The following is a 22,832-nucleotide window of genomic DNA, read 5'->3' as shown; positions in this document are numbered from 1 at the left end:
CACCGATGCTGTGCACCAGGCTGACCAACGCCCGTTTCCTCACCATGGACCCGGACCATCCGGTCGCTCATGACGTGGGCATCTGGCAGGGCCGGATCGTGGGCCTCGACGAGGCCGTGACCTCCCTGCCCGCCCGCGAGGTGATCGACCTGCAGGGCGCCACCGTGTTGCCCGGGTTCGTCGACGCCCATGTGCACCTCGCCTGGACCGGGTTCAAGCAGAACACCCCGAGCATCGCCGGCCGCACCCGGATCGACGACGTACTCGCTGTCGTCGCGGAAGCCGTCACCCGCACCCGCGCGCCCGGCGACTGGGTGAGCATCGCCGGCTACGACCAGCGCGCCCTGGGCCGCCATCTGACCGCCGCCGACCTCGACAAGGTCAGTGACGGACGCAAGGTCTTCCTGATGCACGACTCCGGCCACGGATGCGTCGTCAACACCGCTGTCCTGGACCTGCTGTCCGCCGACATCCCGCATGAGAACGGCTTCCTCGCCGAACGGGCCATGGGGGCGGCCCGCGCACTGAGCCTTCCGCACTCTCAGGAGGATCTGGCCGAGGCGATCGGCCGGGCGTCCCGCACCTGCCTGGCCGAGGGGGTCACCGCCTGCGCCGAAGCGGGCATCGGCAGCACGCTCCTGGGACACAGCCCCGTCGAACTCGGCGCCTATCAACTTGCCCGGGACAAGGGGCTGCTCCCACTGCGCGTGCAGCTCATGGTGTCCGGGGACCGACTGCGCCCGGTCTCCGCGCACGAGTCCGACGGCATCCCGCGGGCCCTCGACCTCGGCCTGCGCACCGGGTTCGGCGACGACCGGCTCTCCGTGGGCGCGCTGAAGATCTACACCGACGGCGGCATGATGGCCCGCACGGCCGCGCTGAACAGCCCCTACGAAGGGCTCGACCACACCGGGCAGTTGCAGGACGACCCGGAGGCGCTCACGGACCTCATCGTGGACGGCCACCTCGCCGGCTGGCAGCTCGCCGTGCACGCGATCGGCGACCGCGCGGCCGACGTGGCCCTGGACGCCCTCGACCGTGCCCAGCGCCTGCGGCCCCGGCCCGGGGCACGCCACCGCATCGAACACGCCGGGCTGATCCGGCCCGACCAGCTCCCGCGCTTCGCGCGACTCGGCGTCAGCGCGGTCGTACAGCCCAACTTCCTGCGGTACTTCGGCGACGACTACGCGTCGATCATGGGCGTGGAACGCGCACCGTGGCTGTACCGGGGCAGGGCGTTCCTGGACCACGGCATTCCGCTGGTGGGCAGCTCCGACCGTCCCGTCGCCGACGGATCGCCCCTGCGGGCCGTCCAGTTCATGGTCGAGCGCGCCTCGACCTCGGGGCAGGTCATCGGCCCGGACGAGGGCATCACCGTCGACGAGGCCCTGCACGCGTACACCATCGCCGGCGCGCACGCCTGCCACTGGGAGGACAGCCTGGGGAGTCTCACCCCCGGCAAACGCGCCGACCTGGTCGTCCTCGGCGACGACCCCCGGAGCGTCGACCCCTCCCGCATAGGCGACATCGAGGTGGTCGAGACGTACGTCGACGGCCGCCCGAGCCGTCCGCGCGTTTGATCCCGGGCCCGGGCCCGGTACCGAGGAAGGAATCCCTTGACCACGGCTACGCCGCGCCCTGCCGCGCCGCCGCACGCTCTTCTCACGCCCTCGCCCTCGGTGCGCACCGCCCGCCCGGACGATGCCACCGCGCTCGCCGCCCTGTCCCTGCCCTTCGTACGCTCGGGTGCGCTGCGGGAACGCCCCGTCTCCCTCTACGCCGCCCATGCCGCGGACTTTCTGGTACTGGAGGCACCGGACGGCACCCTGGAAGGCTGCGTGGGCATGCGGGCGTATCCCGACGGCGGAGAAGGCGGCGGCCCCGCAGGCGTCGTCTACAACTTCTGCGTGGCGGAGCACCAGCAGGGGAGCGGAGCGGGAGCAGGGCTGCTGCGCGCGGTCCTGGCCATGGCCCGCGCCCGATCGCTCGACGCCCTGTTCACCGCGACCACCGGCGGTGGCGGACTGTTCCTCCGCTACGGCTTCACGCCCACGACCGCGCGCCTGGCACCGCGGGCCTGGGCGGAGTCCCTGGACCCGCGGCGCAACGCGCAGGTCCTGGTCAGGACGTGGTGACCGCGCCGGAAACCGAGTCAGAGACCGCGTCAGAGACCGCGTCAGAAACCGCGTCGGGAACCACGGTCGTGCCCGGGCTGGTCTCGGCGAGAACGCCGCGCAGCACCGCGTGCGGCACACGGCCGTCCAGTACGTGTGCCTTGCGCACACCGCCGCGGACGGCCCGCAGACAGCCCTCCATCTTCGGCAGCATCCCGCTCGCCAGCCCGGGCAACAGCCCGTCCAGCGCACCGGCCGTCAGCCGTCCGATCACCTCGGTGCTGCGCGGCCAGTCCGCGTACAGCCCCTCGACATCCGTGAGCATCACCAGCCGCTCGGCGTCGAGGGCGACGGCGAGGGCCGACGCCGCGAGATCGGCGTTGACGTTGTAGACCTGCCCGTCCGCGCCGCGTGCCACGGGGGAGACGACTGGGATGTGCCCCTGCTCCAGCAGGGCGCGCACCATCGCCGGGTTCACGTCCACGATGTCGCCGACGAGCCCGATGTCCACCGCCTTGCCGTCGACCAGGGCGGGTCGCCGCACGGCGGTCATCGTGTGCGCGTCCTCGCCGGTGAGGCCCACCGCGAAGGGCCCATGGGCGTTGATGTGGCCGACCAGTTCCCGCTGGACCCGGCCCGTCAGCACCATGCGCACCACGTCCATGGTCTCCGGGGTCGTGACCCTGAGGCCCGCCTCGAAACGGGTCTCCAGGCCCAGACGGTCCAGCATCGCGCTGATCTGCGGCCCGCCGCCGTGCACGACGACCGGGCGCAGCCCCGCGAGCCACAGCTCCACCATGTCCTGGGCGAAGGCCCGTTGCAGACTCGCGTCCACCATGGCGTTGCCGCCGAACTTGACGACGACCGCGCTGCCCAGGAGTTCTCCCGGGGGCTGGGGAAGGCGGGGAGAGCCTGTCGCGACCGGGTCGGCCTGGGTCACGCTCACGGAGTCACTCCAATTCAAGGATGTGTCGTCGAGGAAGGCACCGGTGCTCCGCGCCGCACGCGTCACGCGTTCCTCCGCTCCCGGTGCAGGAGTAGGGCGCGCAGCAGACCGTCCGTCGTACAGACCACGCCGGTGCGCGCGGCCCACCGGAGCGCCAGCGAGTGCTCCTCGGCGGAGAAGTCGGCGACCGCGTCGGCGACGACGAACGGCTGGATGTCGTTCATGAAGGCGTCCGCGGCGGTCAGCAGGACGCCGAGGTGCGCGTGCACCCCGCAGATGATCAGCTGGTCCCGGTTCTGCGAGCGCAGCAGCCTGCCGAGATGGCTGCGCAGGAAGGCGTTGTGGCGCACGTTCGCCAGCAGATGCTCGCCGGGCCGGGGGGTGAGGGGCGCGACGATCGCCGCGGCATCCGGCTCGTCCCCTATCCCCGGCCCCCACATGTCACCGACCAGCCCTCGCTGCGCGGGTGGTTGCCCGGCGGGCTCCGCGCTGAACACGACCGGCATGTCCAGGGTGTCGGCGAGTTCCCGGAGCGCGGCGATGTTGTCGACGAGTTCCACCACGGGGGCACGGCCGGTGGGAAAGGCCCGGACGAAGTGGTTCTGCATGTCGTGGACCAGGAGAGCGGCACGTGCCGGGTCGATCCGCCAGGAGACGTGCGACCGGGGGATCGCGGAGCGATCCGGCATGGGGTAGGAGCCGATGGCCGGCAAGCCCATGGTGATTCTCTCCCCCCGATCACGCGACGCGGTCCGGACCCACACGAGAAATTTAGCTTAGCCTAACCTAAATTGAGCTCTGTGGGGCTGGAGTTGCCGCAGAACTGACCGGTTGCGCGCGGCTGTGGCCTCCTCTGTGGCCGGCAGGCGCAGCCTCGGGAGAGGCGACGGGTGCCCTCAGATCCGTGCTCCGCGATGACGGTTTTTCTCGACTCTTCTTCGCGCTGTCAGTGATGGTCCGTACGCTCGACGGTGTGGAGGGGAAAGAAGGAAGTGCACCACCAGGGGAGAAAACCGGCGCGGAGACATGGCAGCGGCTGAGCGCCTACGCGTACCTCAGCGCACCCGAGCGCCTGGAGTACATCGCGGTGATGCGAGTGTTCTGCGGCACGCTGCTCGCCGATCTGTCCGTACCCGACGTCCTCGCCAAACTGGCTGAGAAGGACGGCCCGGGGGCGGCGCTGGACGCGGAAGCGCTCACACGCAGGCTCGGAGAGCTCGTGCGCTGGGGCAATCTGCTGCGCAGCACCCACACCGTCAAAGCGACGAGTATCGCCGAATACCAGCGCTCGCGGTCCCGTTACCAGTTGTCGAAGCTGGGAGAGCGCGTGCAACGGGACGCGGACGAGGTACTGGCAGGGGCGGACGCGGCTCGCGAGGTGAGCAGCGAGCTGCTGGCCCTCGTCGACCGCGGCCTGCTCGAGATCGCCGCCACGGCCGCAGCGCCCGGCGGTGCTGATCCGCAGCAGGCGTTGGAGCGGATCAGCACGCTCTTCGTGCAGTTCGCGGAATTCGCCGAGTCCGTCCGGGACTTCTACGCCTATCTCGGCCAGGTGCTGGCACGCTACGACCTTGACTCGTCCGAGTACCAGGGGTTCAAGGAGCTGCTGCTCGACTACGTGGAGGCCATTACCGAGGACGTCTCCTTCCGAGCCCCGCGCATCGCCGCGCACCTGGACGCCGTCTGGCCGCACCTCCCCGCGCTGCTCGCCCGTATCGACGCGCACGCGGCGGGAATCGGAGCGCTCGCCGACGGCCTGCCCGAAACACGGGTGCAGCGCAGCCGTGGACGGGACCTCGCGGACTGGGAGGGGCTGCGCGAATGGTTCATTACCACGGGAGCGCACCCCAGCCAGGTGGATCAGCTGCGTGATGCCACCCTCCGCGCCCTGCAGTCGCTGCTCGCCAACGCCAAGCGAATGCTGCGTTCGGCCTCCGGCGAGATGTCCCGTCGCAAGGATCTGCTGCGGCTCGCCGCCTGGTTCGATAACGCGGAGCCGCAAGAGGCCCATGACCTGGCGGTCGCCGCCTTCGGGCTCTACGGCGCACGCCATCTGGGGGTGGCACCGAACCCTGACCGGTCCGTGCCGGCGTACGTGAGCTGGTGGACCGGGCCTGTGGTGGACGTGCCGGTGGCACTGCGCGAGCGTGGCAGCAGGGCTCCGCGCGGACGGGCCGCAGCGGCCGAGGACCACTCCGAGCAGAAGCGCCGCCTCATGGAGCAGGCGCGGCAGCAGACCGAGGCCCGTCAGGCGGCAGCCGACGAACTGCGCAGCGCTTCGGGCAGGTTCGAGCAGGTGCGCCTCAGTGCCCCGGCCATGCGCCTGCTGCTTGAACTTCTCACCACCGCCCTCGGCAACGCCCAACTGCACAAGGAAGCAGGCGACTTCCTGCTCGACGGCGCGCAGGCGGACGACGCGGACCTCGGCATTTCGCTGACGGCGTGGCGTACGCCCGGCCGGTCCACGCTCCTGCGGTCCGTGGACGGCGACCTGACGGCCGACGATCTCACCTTGACCGTCGCCGGCGTGTCAGCGCCCGCAGTGGGGGAGGCCAGCGCCTGATGCCCCTGCCCTCCGCGCACGACGTCGCCCTCGCGGCCGAGCGCCGCACCGCCGCCCGGCTCCTGCTGGCCCACCCCCTGGTCACCAGCACCGGACCGCACAGCGACACCTTTCCACTGATCCGGCGCCACGCCGACTGGCTCGCCCAGCGCTTCCAGCAGGTGTTCGGATACCGCCTGCTGGTAGAGGCCTCCTACGCCCGGCTGTTCAAGGCGGGCCTCGGTCCCGGCTCGGGCCACCGCCTGGAACGGCCGTCGACCGGAACGCCGTTCAGCCCGCGGACGTACGCCTACCTGGCTCTCGCTCTGTCGGTCCTCGTCACCGCACCGGAACAGCTCCTGCTCTCCCAGCTCGTCGCCGATCTGCGGGCCGCGGCCGTCGACGCTGGTATCGAGATCACTGACACCGGGCGGCAGGCCGAGCGGCGGACCCTCGCTGCCGCGCTGCGGCAACTCGTAGACTGGGGCGTCCTGGTGGAGACCGAGGGACATGTCGCGGCAGTCGCGGAGGAACGGGCCGGGGAGGCGCTGCTCACGGTTGACCGCGATCTCGCGCGGGTCGTCGTCGCCGGTCCGCTCGCCCAGAGCCGCGACGGCGCGGACCTCGTGCGCCGTGCCGCCGACCCCGGTTTCGGCGGGCCACGTACCTACGTACGCAGGCGTCTCGTCGAGACCCCCGTCGTTCACCTCGACGACCTCACGGACGCCGAGCGTGAATGGCTGCGTACCCGGCAGCGGCGCGAGGCACAGGCATTCTCCGAACTGCTCGGCCTGGAGGCCGAGATCCGCGCCGAAGGCATCGCCCTGGTCGACGCCGAGGACGAACTCACCGACCTGCACCTGCCGGGCACGGGCACGGTGGCTCAAGCCGCGCTGCTCCTGGTGGAGCGGCTGGTCGCCCGACTGCGTCCCGAAGACCCGGGCCACCCGGCGATCGGCGGACGACTGGTCATCGGCGTACCCGTCCCGGACGGGCTGCTCCCCGACCTGCTCGACGAACTGATTGAGCAGTACGGCAGGCGCGCCAACTGGCAGCGCGGCCACCTGGAGGACCGGGACGGATTCCTCGCGGCCGTACTCGACCTGCTCGTCCGGATGGGTCTGATGGCTCCCGCCGGGCCCCTGCGCGCGGATGGCCATGGCCTGCCCGAGGGATACGAGGAGACGGCGGCCGACGGCCGCTCCGTCACCGATGTCTCTCGGGCGCGCGGACAGTGCCACACGGAGGGCGGGTGGATCCTGCTCGCCGCAGCAGCGCGGTACGCCACCACGGTGGCGGTCAAGCCCAGCACCGACCACCCCTCTGCGAACGAGGTCTCCAAGGAGTCGCCCCGATGAACCGCCCGCCGACCCCGCACCGCTACCGACTGCACCGCGCGGGCATCCGGAACGTCTGGCAGTACGACGAGCAGGAGTTCGCCTTCGGCGAAGGGCGCCTGCTGCTGCGCGGCAAGAACGGCGCCGGCAAGTCCAAGGCCCTGGAGATGCTGCTGCCCTACCTCCTCGACGGCGACGCCCGTGCGCTGGACGCCACGGGAACCGGGCGCACCACCCTGACCTGGCTGATGCTCGACGGCTTCGAGCAGACCAACCGCCTGGGCTACCTGTGGCTGGAGTTCGCGGGCACGGACGAAGAGGGGAACGACCACTTTCTGACCATCGGCGCGGCCATCCGCGCGTCCCAGTCGACGAAGACGGCGAAGCCGTTCTTCTTCACCACTCGGCTGCGCGTCGGCGAGGGACTCGATCTCGCCCCCGCCGGTCAGCCGCTCCCCGTCGACCAGCTCAAGTCGCTTGTCGGCCCGGAGAACGTCTCCGACCGCGCTGTCGAGCACCGGGCCAGGGTGGCCCGTGACCTGTTCGGCCTCACCGACCCGGCGCGTTACCGCAACCTGCTGCACCTGCTGCACCGGCTGCGCCGTCCCACCATCGGCGACCGCATCGACTCCGGCGGGCTGGTCTCCGTCCTCGCAGAGACCCTGCCCGCCCTAGACGACGAGGTCGTGGAGAAGGTGGCCCGCAGCCTGGACGACCTGGACTCCGTACGGGCCTACCTCGGGCGTCTCGAACGCACGGACCAGGCGCTGCGCACCTTCCTCACCGGTTACCGCGGCTATCTGCACGGGGCGCTGCGCCGCCGCACGGACCAGGTGACCGGTGAGTTGGACCAACTGACGGAGTACCGCAGGTCGGCGGGTGACGCGGCGCGCAGGGCGGAGGGACTCCGCGAACGCGAGCAGGAACTCGACGCCCGCGTCGAAACCTTCGAGAGCGAGTCGAGTGCCGCCGAGACAGACCTGGCCGCCCTGCACGCCAGCGCCGGATACCGCAGCCTGCAGGAGCTCGGGGAGAAACGCACCACGGTCACCGCCCTGCACAGCGCGGCCGCCACCGCCTTCAAGGCCGTCCGCCAGGCGCACGGCAACCAGGAGGAGGCAGGGCGGCGTCTCACCGCCGAAGCCCGACGACTCGGTGAAGGGCTCGTCGAGCTGGGCACCACGCACGGCGAGTTGGTGCGCGAAGCCGAGCGGTCCGGGATCGACCCCGTGCACCTGGGGGAGCCCGTGCCGACGCCCGTCGCACCGGTCACGCCCGCCACCACAGCCGAACTGACCGCGCCTGGTGGCGACTTCCACCTGGTACGACACAACGAGGTGCTGGCGGTCGACACCGAGACCTGCACGACCGCGCTGCAGGCCTGGGACGCCCGACTCGACGTCGCTCAGCCGGTGATCAGGAACCGCGTCAGGTTCGTCACGGAACTGGGCGCTCTCATCGAGCGGTCGAGTGAGGTTCAGAGGCAGGCGGACGAGGCCGACGCCGCCCGCGAACGTCTGGAGGAACAGGCGGATCACGCACGGGACCGCGCCGACGGCCGCCGACAGGAAACCGCGCGTGAGTCGGAGGCGTACGCCATCGAGGCCAGAGACTGGAGCGAGCGGCTGGGTACCTCCACCGGGCTGTCCCTGGACGCCGTCCACGCCCTTGTCGCGCAGGACCCGGCCGACGGTCCGCTGCCCGCGGGGACCCCGGACGAGGTGGCCGAAGCAGCCCGGTCGGCCGTCGACCCGTGGATGGCGGAACTGGGCGCGGAGCGCGACGACGCGGCCCTGGCCGTCCGTGAACTGGAGGCAGAACGGGACCGCCTCCGGCGCCGGCGCGAGGAATGGGAACGCCGCACAGACCCCGAGCCTCCGCCCCCGCCCCACCGCACGGCCCCCCGCGAGTCCGGCACCGGAGCGCCCCTGTACCGGCTGGTGGACTTCGCCCACGACCTGGAGCCGGACGCGCGGGCAGGCCTGGAGGCCGCACTGGAAGCGAGCGGCCTGCTCGACGCCTGGGTGCGTGCGGACGGCGCGGTCCTCGACCCGACCACCCATGACACCCTCCTGGTTCCGGGAGCACCCGTGGCCGGGCTGACGCTCGCTCGGGTGCTGCGGGCGGTTGCCGCCCCCGACAGTGGAGTGACGGCGAAGCAGATCGAGCGCGTGCTCGGGGCGGTGGCTCTGGCCGGGGCCGGGGCCGGGGCCGGGGTCCGCATCAGCGAGGCCGGGCCAGTGGACGAGGCGGCAGAGGCGGGGCCGCACACCGTGATCGGTACCGACGGCTCTTGGAGGCTCGGTATCGCCCGCGGCCGCCACACCAAGGAGGCCGCCGAGTACGTCGGCGCGGAGGTGCGTGCGGAGACCCGCCGCCGGGCGCTGGCGGAACTCGACCGAGGACTGGCCGAACTGGAAGGCGAGCTGACGGAACGTCGGAATGCCCTGCGGATCCTCACCGAGCACCGCGACCGGATCGGCGACACCCTGCGCCGGCCGCCCTCGGCACGTGGGCTGACGGATGCGTGGGCCCGTACGACCGAGGCCGAGCGCACCGCGGAATCCCTCGCCTCGCGGGCGTCCGCGGCCGCCCGCGAAGCGGAGCAGGAACGTGCCCGCGCGGTCGCCGCCCGGCGCGAGAGCGAGGCGACGGCGAGTGCCCAGGATCTCCCCGCGGACCCGGCCGCCCTGGAAACGGTCCGTCTGGCCCTGGACCGCCTCGGGCAGGGTACGCAGCGGCTCCGTCGGCGCGTGCGCACGGTCCTGTCCGCGGCCGACGGCCACCGGGGCGGCCGGACGGACTACGAGCGCGCCGAGTCCGCCCGCCGAGAGGCCGAGTCGGACTACGCCGAGCCGCTCGACCGTCTGGAGACAGCCCGCCGAACCGTCCAGGCCCTGGAAGAGGCCCTCGGAGCCACAGAGCAGGAGATCCTCGCCCGCGAGGCCGCTGCGACGCGCCGTCTGGAGGCGGTGGGACGCCAACTCCCGTACACACGAAGGGATCTGGCCCAGGTACACGACCTGCGCGTACGGGCGGAAGAGGACGAGAGGGCGCGGCGCGAGGCACTCGCCGGCCAGGAAGCCGAGGCGCTGGCCTGCGGCAGGAGACTGCGTACGGCCCTCTCGCTGCCGGGCGTGCCGAGAGGAGCGGGTCTCGACCCCGACGCGGACGACGGTGCCCTGAAGTCCCCGGACCCCGTCCACCACGACGTGGGCGAACGCATCGCAGCGCTGCGCCTGCTGGGAGACGCCGTGCGTCGCGGCCTGGACGCCGAACGCCTTGACATCTCGGACACCACCCTCCTCAACCGCCACACCGACCTGCGCGACCAGCTCTCCGGCGGCTACGACGCGACGATCGAGGAACACGACGGCATCAAGCTGTGCCGGCTCGTCGACGACCACGGCCCGCACGACATCGCCGTGGTCGGCGAGCGCATCGCGGCCGAGGCCGCCGAGGCACGTGACCGTCTGACGGAGCGCGAACGCGAGGTCTTCCAGCGCTTCCTGACGGGAGAACTGGGCGACCACCTGTCCTCCCAGGTGCTGGCCGCGAGCGCCCTGGTCGCCGCCCTCAACAGCACCCTCGCCACGGTTCGTACCTCGCACGGCCTGGGCGTCACCCTCGACTGGAAGCTGGCGGACGGTGTCGAAGCGGACGTCAAGGCGGCCGTCGACCTCCTGCGCAGCCCCTCCGGGCTGCGCACCCGTGAACAGTCCGAGCAACTCCGCGACGTCCTCCAGCGCCGTATCGAGGACGCCCGCCGCGCCGACCCGGCCGCCGGCTACGCGGCTCACCTGCGCACCGCCCTGGACTACCGCGGCTGGTTCGCCTTCACCCCCTGGGTGGTCAACGACGCGGCACCCGGCAGCCGCCGTAAGCTCTCCGGCCGCACCGGTCTGAGCCAAGGCGAACAGCGGGTCCTCTCCTACCTGGTCCTCTTCGCGGCGGCGGCAGCGCACTTCACCAGCCTCGCCGACGCCGCCCCGCACACACCGCGCCTGATCCTCCTCGACGACGCGTTCGCCAAGGTGGACGAGCCCACGCACGCCCGCCTCGGCCGCATCCTGGTCGACCTCGACCTCGACTTCGTCCTCACCAGCGAACGCCTGATCGGCAACTGGCCCGACGTACCGTCCCTCCACATCTACGAGTGCCTGCGGGACCCGCATGTGCGGGGCGTGGCCACGCTCCACTACACGTGGAACGGGCGGCAGCGGAGGCTGATGTCGGTATGACAGGACGGGAAAGAGCGGACGAACATCCTCCGGCCCCCGAAACCCTCACCTTCCTCACCCGGCCGGGCCTCACCCGTCTCTGGACGGCGGCACGGACCCGGCTCGAACGCAACGGCCTCCAACCGGCCGGAACCATCAGACTCGAGCACCTGGACGCACAGGAGCGCGAGGCCCTGTCCCTCCTCCTGGCTCGACCGGTCACCGGCTCCGCCACCACGATCCGCCTGCCGGACCTGGACACCCGCCTGCGCACCAGCGCGGTCGGACGGGGCCTGGCCTCGACTCTGGAGGAACTGGGGCCGTCCCTGACCGACCGCCGAGCGGCCCGCGACGCGGCGGCGGCCGAACGAGCCCGCCTGTGGTCAGCGGCTCAGACGGAGGTGGAAGCCACATCGCTGTCCGCCCAGCCATGGACCGGACAGTGGCTGGAGGAGATACGCCGCGGCGGCACACTCGCCCGCCAGGACCCGAAGACCGCGGCCACCGTCATCACCCAGGCCGTCCAGACCCTGGGGATGCTCTTCCCCGGCACGGCCCCGCGCTCCACCCCGGCCACCTGGGGCCGCGGCGAACTGGCCACCCGCGCCACCGGCTCGGCCCATGGCCTGGACGACGGCACGCTGCTGTCCCGGCTGGTCCTCCGCGGTATCGCGCTGGCGCACGGCGTCGAGCTCCCCGCAGATGCGCCCGCGCGCCGGGCCCTGTGGCGCACGGCCTCGGTCACCCCGGACGAGGTGTCCAGCACGGTGCTCACGTACGGCCTGCGCCCCACCGGCGGCACGTGGCGGGAGGCGGCCCTGCGTGAGCGAGCCGACCACCACATGGAAACTCATGTGACCCTGCGCGAGCTACGCACACTGAGACCGGAGATGCCGCCAGGCACCCACGTCCACGTCTGCGAAAACCCACGCGTGGTCGAGGCCGCGGCCGACACCGGCCGCCCGGCGCCCCTGGTCTGCACATCGGGCAGCGCCGCGACGGTCGTTCTCACCCTCTTGGACACGCTGGCGGCGTCCGGATGCACCTTCGCCTACCACGGGGACTTCGACTGGCCCGGCATCGCGCTGGCCAACCGGTTCATGCAGCGGTACCAAGCCGAGCCGTGGCGTATGCGAGCGGCCGACTACGAGTACCTAGCGACCCGCGCGCAGGCGCACGGCACACCGCAGATCACCCTCGTCGGACCGCCGGCCGAGGCCGTGTGGGACGCGGAACTGGCACCCGCCATGAACGCCCTGGGCATCGCCCTGCACGAGGAGGCGGCTCTCGATCTGCTCTTGGAGGACCTCGGGTGACGGCCCGATGGGCACGGCGGCTTGGCGCCGACCGGGCCGGAGGCGATCAGGTGGCCAGCCCGCCGGCCGCAAGCCGATCACTCATGTCGCTCACCAGCCCCTTGCCCGAGCTGTCAGCTGCGGTGAGCAGCGCCCCAGTCGGGGCTCGGCTCGCGTGTTCCCGACCTCGCGAATCGAGTGGCGTCCACCAGGAGGGCGTGCTGGCTCGGGGGAGCGGCCGCCGGCCCCTCCGGCGCCGCGCGGAGGACCCACAGCTGCAGTGACACGCTGTGCGGTTGTGCGCTGCCAGGGGGCAGGGACACGACCGCGCGGAGTGCTCCGGTGCGCAGAAGTGAGCCCCGGATACGGCGGCCCGCCTTGCGTGACGCGACGGCCGGCGGAAGGACGACCACGGCGGCCCCGCCCGGCTTGAGGCGCGAGAGCAGGTGCTGCACCCAGGCCAGCTCGGGCTCGGTACGAGGGGGCAGGCCGTGCGTCCAGCGCTGGTCGGTGGCGAGCTCCTCGTAGCCCCAGTCGCGTTCGTTGAAAGGGGGGTTGCACAGGGCGATGTCGGTGGCCGTTGCCGTGCCGGCGATGGCTGTGCTGTGTGCCTGGCTCGTGCGTCGGGCTTGGCGGCGTGCCTGGGACGATCTGGGCTGGCAGGCGTCCGGGTACGGCCGGGGGAGTGGGCAGGGGTACGGGGCGTGGCCGACGAGCAGCGGTACGGGTGCGGCCTCAGCGCCAGGAGGCGCTGGCACCGCGTCCAGCGATTCGTCCTGGTACGCCGCGGGTGACGCCTGCGACAGCTCGCCGTCCGGTTCTTCCTGCGGCGGTTCCTCCACCTGCTCCGGCAGCAGTTCGTCGTCCTGCGGCAGCTCGTCATCCTGTGGCAGTTCTTGTTGACGGCTGGGGTGTGCAGACGCTGGTGGGGGGGCAATCACGGTGGGGCGACCGACATCGCCACCGACAGCGGATACCGGAAGCGGACGGCAATGAAGTCGCCCCGCGGGAACCGATGGCCCCGGCGCCGGTGCGCCGGGGCCTGGGTGTGCGTCGTGTGTCAGCTGACCGCGCGGCTCACGCGGTGTGGATCTCCAAGGCGGCACGCACGGCGGACTCCACGGCTCCCTCGATCCACGCCGGCTTGACGGACGTGTGGTCCCCGGAGAAGTGCAACGGCCCTTCGCGCAGGGGGATGGCCGGCAGCAACTCCGTGTGCTGCCCAGGCAGGAGCACGGACGCCTCCCCGTAGGCATAAGGGTCGCGCAGCCAGCTCTGCGTGCGGCCCGCGCCGGTGTAGAAAACCTCGATGCGCTGGCCGTAGACCTGCTGGAGGCCGCACAGAGCGTGTGGGTACCGTGCCTCGTCGTCCAGGGAGTCCCAGCGCAGCGCGTCGTCCGCCCAGCTGTAGGAGGCCAGGACCACACCCCCTGCGCTGCCCGGAACCGGATGGGAGGGGTGGAACATGAACCGGTTGGCGTTGTCCGACACCGAGCCGCCACCCACGACGTCGACCGCCTCCGGCTGGTCGCGCGCGATCGCGCGGTTGGCGGCGTAGTGGGTGCGCTGACCCGCTGTGATGTGCCCGGCGGGCACGGAGGGGTGGGTGCCGAGCAGGCTGCCGTCCGCGGCGGCCCGGCCGGTGCGGTAGGCGTCGTACAGGCCCGGGTCGACGGCGTTCAGCTCGCGCTTCCAGTCGGCCTCGTCGAACTCCCACCAGCGGCGGCTGAACTCCAGCAGCACCTTGGTCGCGCTGTCGTAGTGCAGTTCGCAGACCGCGCGGCGCTTGCCGTACGACATGGGCGGGTCGATCTGTACGTGACGCAGTCCGGAGAACGGCACCGTGACCACGGCGACGTCCGCGGTGAACTGCTCGCGTACGACGGGACCGTCGCGGCCCTCGGACACGGTGTCCACCCATACGTGCGGGCCCTTGCCCCGGACGTGCTCGGCGTCCGGCGAAGGGCGGTCGGGGTGGTGGTACTCGATGCGCGTGACACGGCGGTCGAACCGCACGTCCTTGCGCACGCGTTCGAGGAGGGCGTCCGGCAGTACGGCCGTGCCGCCCTCCAACTCGTAGAAGGGCGTGTCGGGGCTGATGAGGGAGGAGCCGATGAAGCTGTGGATGAAGGCCAGAGGGAGGCGTGAAGTGAGGTTCTCCAGGGTGCCGATCAGATCGATGGTCCGCTCGTCGAGGCCGGCGTGCTCGGTCAGGAAGCGGAACATCGACCAGTCACCGAACCGCTGCACCACGCGGGCCCAGCCCCGCAGCCGCTCCGGGAGCGGCTTGTCGACCCGCTTGCCGTCGCGGTTGACGTAACTGAACTCGTCGCGCACCGGGTCCAGCACGGAGCGCAGGATGGCGGCGGCGGGGGTGTCCCAGTGGGCCTTGGGGACGCCGAAGGACCGGTTCACGCGCCGGGGCGCGCGGGCGTATTCGGCGCGCCGCATGCGGATACCGTTGACGTGGATCCAGGTGCGGTTGGCGGGACGTCCCTCGTTGTCGACGTCGACGTAGTGGAAACGCCGCTTCTTCAGGCCGAACTGGTCGATCAGCTCCATCACCAGGGGATGGCTGCCGGGGATGCGCATCGCGCCCGCCTCGGCGTACTGGCGGGGATCGGCGAAGGGCTGCTTGGCGTGTTCGTGGCCGCCGTTGCGGAAGGTCTTGACGCGTCCGCCCGCGCGGTTGCCGTTGGCCTCCAGCACCGTCACCCGGTGACCTGCCCTCTTCAACAGCCAGGCAGCCACCAGCCCGGCCGGACCGGCACCGATGACCAGGACGTTCTTCGGTCGTGTCCGCCGCTGAGCCGGCAGGCCCTTTTCGAGGACGCGCTGGTAGCGCGGGACGAGGGGGCGGTTGTCGGAGTCCAGTACGAGCAGCGCCCGAGCGACGGCCAGGCACCGGTCGAAGTCGGTGCCACGGCCGGCGCTGGGGGCGGCCGTGGCGGGCCGGGCCGCGGAGACACCGCCGGTCAGGGCCGTCGCAACCGTGGCCGTGCCGGCCACCGCCGCGAAGCTCCGCCGGGAGAAGCCGCCGTCTGAGTGCACCACCGCGTGATCTTCAGTCATGGCGGCCTTTGTACTGGCGGCCGTGACCAGGCGTCCGCCCTTCGCTCCGGCGTTGACTCGAAGGAGCGAAGACGGGGCGATAAACCCTGACGTCACAGCAGGTCCGCCGACGTGGACGGCTCGGGAAACCCGAAGGGATGAATGCCGAGCGAACTCCGTCTGCCGCCGTGATCGATCCCCGACACTGCCACATGCGTATTCACATCCGTGCTCTCGGCGGGCCTGCACGGCGCAGCGCGTACGCGGCGCTGCGCAGGCCCCATGAGAGTGCGGGGCGGCGGAGGGGGAAGGGTGGCGCAGCGGCGCACTCCGTTCGGTGACAGAGCCCGTTACTGGTTCGACAGCACGCTGGCCCGCGGTGCCCCCGCTCTCGTCGGCTGGATGGCGCTGTTGTGTCTGGCCATCGTCGTCCCGGCCAGTGCGGTGCTGGTGTGGACCGACCCCGACGCGCCGGTGCCCCTGGCGGACCGGCTGACGGAGGTATGGCGCCTCACCGGGGAGACACTGCGGCTGGGCGGTGCGACGGGGGCGCCGCTGCGAGTGACGATGTCGGTGCTGCTCGCACTGGTCGCTCTGCTGTACGTCTCGACGCTCGTCGGCCTGATCACGACGGCGCTCACGGAGCGGCTCACCGAGTTGCGACGGGGCCGTTCCACCGTGCTCGAACAAGGGCACGCGGTGGTCCTGGGGTGGTCGGAGCAGGTCTTCACAGTGGTGAGCGAGCTGGTGGCCGCCAACGCCAACCAGCGGCGGGCGGCGGTGGCCGTGCTGGCCGACCGGGACAAGACCGCCATGGAGGAGGCCCTGAGCACGAAGGTGGGTCCCGTCGGCCGTACGCGGCTGATCTGCCGCAGCGGCCCCACCACCGACCCGGCCGTGCTCACCCTGACCAGCCCGGCCACGGCCGGTGTCGTGCTGGTCCTGCCCCACGACGAGCCGGACGCCGACGCCGAGGTGGTCAAGACGCTGCTGGCGCTCAGGGCAGCCCTGGCCGGGGAGGGTTCCCGTCCGCCCATCGTCGCCGCGGTCCGGGACGACCGCTACCGCCTGGCTGCCTGCCTCGCCGCCGGACCGGGCGGCGTCGTCTTGGAGAGCGACACCGTCACCGCCCGGCTGATCGTCCAGGCCGCGCGGCGCCCCGGGCTCTCCCTCGTGCACCAGGAACTCCTCGACTTCGCCGGCGACGAGTTCTACCTGATCAGCGAGGCGGCCCTGGCCGGCCGCCCGTTCGCCGACGCGCTGCTGTCCTACCCGACGTCCAGCGTCGTCGGGATGGTGCGAGGAGACACCCCCCTGCTCAACCCGCCACCGCAGACGCCCATCGCTCCGGACGACCTGCTCATCGTCATCTCCCGTGACGACGACACGGCCTGGCTGGACGACTGCGCGGAGTTGGTCGAGAAGGCGGCGATGGCATCCGGTCCTTCGACGCCCGCGCGACCTGAGCGGGTTCTCCTGCTGGGCTGGAATCGCCGAGCGCCGCTCATAGTCGACCAGTTGCGCCGCCGCGCCCGGCCCGGATCAGCCGTCGACGTGGTGGCGGACGGTCGTGAAGTGACAGCCCGGCAGGTGAGCGAGGCCGACACGCAGAGCGGCACCGACCTGACTCTGACACTGCACCACGGGGACATCACCCGTCCCGAGACCCTGCGGCGTCTGGAAGTTCACTCCTACGACAGCGTGATCGTGCTCGGCCAGGACCCCGCTCCCGGGCAGCCGCAGGACGCCCCCGACAACCGCACGCTCGTCACCCTGCTGCTTCTGCGTCAACTGGAGGAAGCCACCGGGCGCGAACTGCCGGTTGTCACCGAACTGATCGACGACCGCAACCGGGCGCTGGCCCCCATCAGCCCCGGAGCCGACGTGATCATCAGTGGCAAGCTCATCGGCCTGCTCATGGCGCAGATCTCCCAGAACCGGCACTTGGCAGCGGTGTTCGAGGAACTGTTCTCCGCCGACGGCACCGGGGTTCGCCTGCGGCCGGCCACCGACTACGTGCTGCCAGGGTGTGAGACGTCCTTCGCCACAGTCGTGGCCGCGGCACGTCATCGCGGCGAATGCGCCATCGGCTACCGAAGTCACGACGACTCTTCGACGAGTCCGGGCTACGGCGTGCGGATCAACCCGCCCAAAGCCGAGCGGCGCCGCTGGACGGTCGAGGACGAAGTGGTCGTCGTCGGCAAGGACTGACGGAAGGCTTCGGCAGGACGCGGGGGGCGCTGTCCGGCGCCGGAATGCCGGAGGGCGTGTGTGCTGCCCCGCGCTACGGACGCGCCGGGTCTGTTCACGCGGCGAGGGCGCAGTGCGCGCCACTCGTCAGCGGCGGACCGAGGTGGGTCACCCCGGACTGCGACGACCCGACGTACAACCAACCTGTGATCGACAGCGAGAGGGATCTGACCCCACCGTTACCGGCGGTGCTGTCGTTGCGGGCGGTCTGGTAGCGGGGCCGTCCGTGTTCGGCGCCGAGTCCGCGGACGCCGCCGAGGCGCCACCCGGCAGGCGCGTCTCCCTGACCGTCAACGGCAAGCGGCACACCCTCACGGTCGACAACCGGACCTCGCTGCTGGACCTGCTGCGCGAGTGCCTGAACCTGACCGGCTCGAAGAAGGGCTGCAACGCTGGTGCCTGCGGCGCCTGCACCGTCCTGGTCGACGGCCGCCGGGTGAACTCCTGCCTGACCCTGGCGGCGGTCCGCCTGGAAGGCGCCGAGGTCCCCACCATCGAGGGCCTGGCCAAGGGAGAGCAAGTGCACCCTCTGCAGCAGGCGTTCATCGACCAGGACGCCTTCCAGTGCGGCTACCGCACCTCCGGCCAAATCATGTCCGGCGTCGGCTGCATCGACGAGGGACACACCGGCTCACCCAGTGAAATCCGGGAGTTCATGAGCGGCAACATCTGCCGCTGCGGCTGTTACGTGAAGATCGTGCGCGCGGTCGAGCAGACCGCCGCCGGCCGGAAGTGAGGCACGGATCCCATGCATCCCTTCTCCTGCACCAGGGCCGTCGGCACGCGGCAAGCCTTCGACGCGGGCCGCGCCGGCGGCCGTTACATCGCAGGCGGCACCACACTGGTCGACCTGATGCGCGAGACCGTCGAACGCCCTCGCACACCGGTGGACATCAGCGCCCTGCCCGCGTTTGCGCCCCTGACGTTGTTTCTTACGCCGCCTGCGTCGCGCAGGATGCCGATCAGCCGCCGTATCTCGGCTAGACAGCCCCGACGCCTCCGACTCCACGTTCTGACTCCGGACAGACCGGTTCCACCGGCGCCGGCCTGCCGCGGGTCGCCCGCACGCCCGTCAAACCCTGTGCTCCGGCTGAGCCGAAGCCGCGCGGCTGACCGTGCGGGGGCGCGGCCCGGGCTCGCCCTCCGGGCGAACACGGAAGTTCGACGACGGGACCTACGGAAACCGCCGATTCCCGTGGCCGAAGAAGGCATTGGCACTCCTCGGCCACAGGATTCCCTTGAGCCGATTTCCGCGCAGCGCTCACTCTGATCACTGGCTTCCGCTCACCAGCCGGAAGCGTTGTCAGCGTTCAGGGGAGGACGCCACCCATGCGAAGACTCCACGCCCTCTGGGCAGTGGCAGGAGCGGCAGGACTACTCACGGGCGCGATCACGCCCGCCACGGCCGGTTCCGGACCGCGGGTCACCGCACCGGACGCCCCGCCCGTGCGGAGCAGCGCCGAGACAGCGGCCACGAAGACGCAGACCGTCACCCTCATCACCGGCGACACCGTGTCGCTCAGCGTCGGCCCGGACGGCAAGCACGCCGTCGACGTGCGGCGCGGCAAGGGGCGCGAGGCCGCCACCTTTGTGTCGAGCGAGAAGGACGGCGAGGTCAGTGTCCTGCCGGCGGACGCGATCCCGCTGGTGAACGCGGGCCGTCTCGACCCGGCCCTGTTCAACGTCACCCAGCTCGTGCAGCAGGGGTACGCGGACGCGAAGACCGGCACCACCCCGGTGATCGCGACGTACACGAAGGGCAGCGCGACCCCCGACGGCGCGCGCCGGACGCTCGCGCTGCCCACGATCGACGGCGCCGCGCTGAGCGCGAAGAAGTCGCCCGCTTTCTGGGCCGACATCGCCCCCGCACTCGGCACCGAACCCACGGCGAAGGCCGCGAAGCGGCTCGGCGAGGGCATCGACAAGATCTGGCTCGACGGCAAGGTGGAGGCATCCCTCGATGCCAGCGTGCCGCAGATCGGCGCGCCCGAGGTGTGGAAGTCGGGCTACGACGGCAAGGGCGTCAAGGTCGCCGTCCTGGACACGGGCGTGGACGCCGGTCACCCGGATCTCGCCGGGAAGATCGGCGAGACGAAGAGCTTCGTGCCGGACCAGGCGGTGCGGGACGGCCACGGCCACGGTACCCATGTGGCGTCCACGATCGTCGGCTCGGGCGCTGCCTCGGAGGGCAAGCGCAAGGGTGTGGCGCCGGGCTCGGAGCTGCTGGTCGGCAAGGTGCTGGACAACACCGGTCGCGGCCAGGACTCCTGGATCATCGCGGGCATGGAGTGGGCGGCGCGCTCCGGCGCGAAGATCGTGTCGATGTCGTTGGGCGGCACGGCTTCGGGTCCCTCGGACGTGCTGAGTGAGACGGTCGACGAACTGTCAGCGTCCACCGGCACCCTCTTCGTGATCGCGGCGGGCAACTCCGGCCCGTCCGAGCAGACCGTGGGCACCCCGGGCATCGCCGACTCGGCGCTGACGGTGGGCGCCGTCGACAAGTCCGACAAGCTGGCCTCGTTCTCCAGCCGCGGCCCACGCCTCGGCGACTCCGGGGTCAAGCCGGAGATCACCGCACCGGGCGCGGCCATCACCGCGGCCCGCGCGGCCGGCACCACCATGGGCACACCGGTCGACGAGTACTACACGACGTCGAACGGTACGTCGATGGCGACCCCGCATGTCGCCGGCGCCGCCGCGCTGGTCGCCCAGGCCCACCCCGGCTGGACGGGCCAGCAGATCAAGCAGGCGCTGGCGACCACCGCGAGGACGAACACCGTCAACTCCGTGTACGAGCAGGGCGACGGCCGGGTGGACGCCGTACGGGCCGTCAACCAGGGTGTCTTCGCGACGCCGGCCCTGAGCTTCGGCAGGTACGAGGAGAGCGACACCGAGGCGGACAGCAAGGACATCACGTACACCAACACCACTGACAAAGCGGTGGAGTTGAAGGTCTCCTCCGCCCTCCCCGAGGCCGCGCTGAACGCGGACACCGTGACCGTGCCGCCGAAAGGCACCGGCACCGTCGCCGTCACGGTCGATCCGGCCGGGGAGGCGACGGGCCGGTACACGGGCCATATCACCGCGAGCGCCGACGGCGTCCAGGTCACCACCGCCATCGGCTTCGAGAAGCTGGCGAAGACCTACGACCTGAAGGTGTCGCTGGTGGGCCGCGACGGCAAGCCGTCCACCTCGGCTTCGATCTTCATGCTTCAGGAGCTGAACGGCGCGTATCCGGAGACGCACGGGTTCCTCGGCAGCGGCTACACGTTCAAGGTGCCGGCCGGTACGTACAGCATGGCGTCCTGGATCTCGCAGCGGGACGCGGCCGGACTGGAGGTCGCCACCTCGGTCGTCGGCGATCCGGAGATCAAGGTCGGCAAGAACACCGAGGTCGTCCTCGACGCCCGCACGGCGGTCGAGATCAAGCCGAAGACCAAGGAGGACTCCGAGTTCCAGGGCTTCAGCACCAACTGGCACCGGGAGGGCCCGGGCACCGCCTGGGGCCTGACCTACAGCCAGGGCTGGTGGACCGACCACATCTACGTGGCGCCCACCAAGAAGGTCACCGAGGGCATGTTCGAGTTCTCCTCGAAGTTCCGTCTGTACGCGAAGGAGCTGACGGCGAGCGTCACCAGCCCCGAGAAGTACGCGCTGCCCCTCGACTACGCGCAGACGTCCAGCGGCTTCCCGGTGAAGATCAGCGGTGACCGCACGGTCCGGGCGGTGGACGCGGGCAGCGGCACCGCGGCCGACTTCGACGGGCTCGACGTCAAGGGCAAGGTGGCGGTCGTCCGGGTGGGCGCCGGCGCCACGGCGGACGGGGCACTGGCCAACGCCACCGCGGCCGGGGCCGGTTACGTCCTCGCCTACCACGACACGCCCGGGTACTGGATCTCCTGGGTGAAGAGCGCGACCATCCCACTGATGACCGCCACCGGCGAGGACGGCGCGAAGCTCGGGGCCCTGCTCAAGAGCGGGAAGAAGGTCAACCTGAGGCTCAAGGGCACCGCGGTCAGCCCGTACGTGTACAACGTGATGTTCCCGCAGACGGACGCCGTCTCGGCCAACCAGACATACAACCTGAACAGCTCCAACACGGTGAAGCAGACGGTTCGCTACCACGCGGGCCGGGCCGGCCAGGTGGGCAAGGACGCCGTGTACCGGTTCCGTCCCTGGCAGGCCGCCGACATCGCGACCACCAACAACGTAGTACTCGGCACGGAGCGCACCGAGTACTACAACGTCTCCGACAGCCGGATCTGGCACGCCGTCTATCCCGACACGAACGCATCCAAGCCTCAGTGGAACTCCCTGCGGACCTTCGACAAGGCGGGCAAGCTGCCCGCCGAGGACTGGCTGCGCCAGGTCGTCCGCCCGGCGACCAGTCAGCAGTACGGCCTCTCCCAGCGCACCGGCGACAAACTCACCTTCGCGATCCCGGAGCTGAGCGACTCGGCGCCGGAGCACTACGGGTCGGTGGACAACGTCCAGGACACCGCGAAGGGCACGCTGTACAAGGACGGACAGCTGGTCGGCGACACCGCACTCGGCGGAATCGGCACCTTCGACGTCCCGGCGGCGAAAGCCTCGTACCGCCTCGTGCTCGACGCCCGGCGCACGGCCGGCTGGGCCGCGTACTCCACTGGCACCCACACCGAATGGTCCTTCACCTCGGCGCACACGGACCAGCGGACGGCGCTGCCACTGATCTCGGTCGACTACGGCGTGGACGGGCTCGACCTCCTCAACCGCGCCGACCGCAAGCACAAGTCGGCGCTCGGACTCGCCGTGCGCAGTCAGTCGGGCAGCGTCACGGCCGCTGACCTGAAGGCATGGGTCTCCTACGACGACGGCACGTCCTGGAAGGAGGTGAAGGTGAAACGCGGCGAGCTGGAACTCAAGCACCCGAAGGGCGCCGAGTTCGTGTCGCTGCGCGTGCGGGCCGCCGACCGGAACGGCAACGCGGTCGACCAGACCGTACTGCGGGCGTTCGGTCTGAAGTAGACGGCGCGAAGGAGATGACCTGAAGTGATCGGCCTGAAGCGGGCGGTGTCCCAGGCCTGTCAACAGCCTT

12 protein-coding genes and 2 pseudogenes are annotated in these 22,832 nt (G+C 71.2%); 10 read left to right on the top strand and 4 right to left on the bottom strand.

The window, feature by feature from the left end; all coding sequences use genetic code 11:
* The first annotated feature begins 5 nt into the window (after positions 1-5).
* Positions 6-1,580 carry an amidohydrolase gene (locus ACZ58V_RS09135; RefSeq protein WP_471289180.1) on the top strand — a complete coding sequence of 525 codons (1,575 nt, stop codon included), beginning with the start codon at positions 6-8 and terminating at the stop codon, positions 1,578-1,580.
* 36 nt (positions 1,581-1,616) lie between these two features.
* Complete coding sequence (locus tag ACZ58V_RS09130) at positions 1,617-2,135, top strand: GNAT family N-acetyltransferase (protein WP_468184796.1); 519 nt, start codon at positions 1,617-1,619, stop codon at positions 2,133-2,135.
* Here the strand turns inward: ACZ58V_RS09130 and argB are convergent.
* Both argB and ACZ58V_RS09120 read right to left on the bottom strand, forming a co-directional pair.
* Positions 2,122-2,991 carry an acetylglutamate kinase gene (gene argB / locus ACZ58V_RS09125; RefSeq protein ID WP_471289935.1) on the bottom strand — a complete coding sequence of 290 codons (870 nt, stop codon included), beginning with the start codon at positions 2,989-2,991 and terminating at the stop codon, positions 2,122-2,124. The two genes, ACZ58V_RS09130 and argB, sit on opposite strands and share 14 nt — an antisense overlap.
* Positions 2,992-3,122: 131 nt before the next feature.
* A complete protein-coding gene (locus ACZ58V_RS09120) occupies positions 3,123-3,779 on the bottom strand; it encodes an isochorismatase family protein (RefSeq protein ID WP_471289177.1) in 657 nt (218 codons plus the stop codon).
* Positions 3,780-3,964: 185 nt separating this feature from the next.
* Here ACZ58V_RS09120 and ACZ58V_RS09115 point away from each other — a divergent pair, with 185 nt between their 5' ends.
* Genes ACZ58V_RS09115 through ACZ58V_RS09100 form a run of 4 tightly spaced genes read left to right on the top strand, consistent with a single transcriptional unit; the run spans position 3,965 to position 12,475 of the window.
* A complete protein-coding gene (locus ACZ58V_RS09115; protein WP_471289175.1) occupies positions 3,965-5,623 on the top strand; it encodes a TIGR02677 family protein in 1,659 nt (552 codons plus the stop codon).
* A complete protein-coding gene (locus ACZ58V_RS09110; protein WP_471289173.1) occupies positions 5,623-6,960 on the top strand; it encodes a TIGR02678 family protein in 1,338 nt (445 codons plus the stop codon). The genes ACZ58V_RS09115 and ACZ58V_RS09110 overlap by 1 nt, the downstream gene beginning before the upstream one ends.
* Complete coding sequence (locus tag ACZ58V_RS09105) at positions 6,957-11,180, top strand: TIGR02680 family protein (protein ID WP_471289171.1); 4,224 nt, start codon at positions 6,957-6,959, stop codon at positions 11,178-11,180. The genes ACZ58V_RS09110 and ACZ58V_RS09105 overlap by 4 nt, the downstream gene beginning before the upstream one ends.
* Positions 11,177-12,475 carry a TIGR02679 family protein gene (locus ACZ58V_RS09100; RefSeq protein ID WP_471289169.1) on the top strand — a complete coding sequence of 433 codons (1,299 nt, stop codon included), beginning with the start codon at positions 11,177-11,179 and terminating at the stop codon, positions 12,473-12,475. The genes ACZ58V_RS09105 and ACZ58V_RS09100 overlap by 4 nt, the downstream gene beginning before the upstream one ends.
* 128 nt (positions 12,476-12,603) lie before the next feature.
* Here the strand turns inward: ACZ58V_RS09100 and ACZ58V_RS09095 are convergent.
* Both ACZ58V_RS09095 and ACZ58V_RS09090 read right to left on the bottom strand, forming a co-directional pair.
* Positions 12,604-13,026, bottom strand: a pseudogene (locus tag ACZ58V_RS09095) (HsdM family class I SAM-dependent methyltransferase); the annotation flags it as partial.
* Positions 13,027-13,531: 505 nt separating this feature from the next.
* Positions 13,532-15,526: a flavin monoamine oxidase family protein gene (locus ACZ58V_RS09090; RefSeq protein ID WP_471289167.1), complete on the bottom strand. Its 1,995-nt coding sequence runs from the start codon at positions 15,524-15,526 to the stop codon at positions 13,532-13,534.
* A 291-nt stretch (positions 15,527-15,817) separates the two neighbouring features.
* Between ACZ58V_RS09090 and ACZ58V_RS09085 the strand changes: the two genes are divergently transcribed.
* From ACZ58V_RS09085 to ACZ58V_RS09070, 4 genes and pseudogenes are all read left to right on the top strand, one after another.
* Positions 15,818-17,716 carry a CASTOR/POLLUX-related putative ion channel gene (locus tag ACZ58V_RS09085; protein ID WP_471289165.1) on the top strand — a complete coding sequence of 633 codons (1,899 nt, stop codon included), beginning with the start codon at positions 15,818-15,820 and terminating at the stop codon, positions 17,714-17,716.
* A 157-nt stretch (positions 17,717-17,873) separates the two neighbouring features.
* Positions 17,874-18,491, top strand: coding sequence for a (2Fe-2S)-binding protein (locus ACZ58V_RS09080; protein WP_471289934.1), 618 nt, complete (start codon positions 17,874-17,876; stop codon positions 18,489-18,491).
* Between the two features lie 12 nt (positions 18,492-18,503).
* Positions 18,504-18,662 (top strand): annotated as a pseudogene (locus ACZ58V_RS09075) (FAD binding domain-containing protein); the annotation flags it as partial.
* A 422-nt stretch (positions 18,663-19,084) separates the two neighbouring features.
* A complete protein-coding gene (locus ACZ58V_RS09070; RefSeq protein WP_471289163.1) occupies positions 19,085-22,762 on the top strand; it encodes a S8 family serine peptidase in 3,678 nt (1,225 codons plus the stop codon).
* The last annotated feature ends 70 nt before the right edge of the window (positions 22,763-22,832 follow it).

The sequence above is a fragment of the Streptomyces sp. NPDC040589 genome (genome assembly GCF_055594445.1).
The sequence above is the reverse complement of the archived record's forward strand: the minus strand, read 5'-3'. Positions and strand labels throughout refer to the sequence as shown.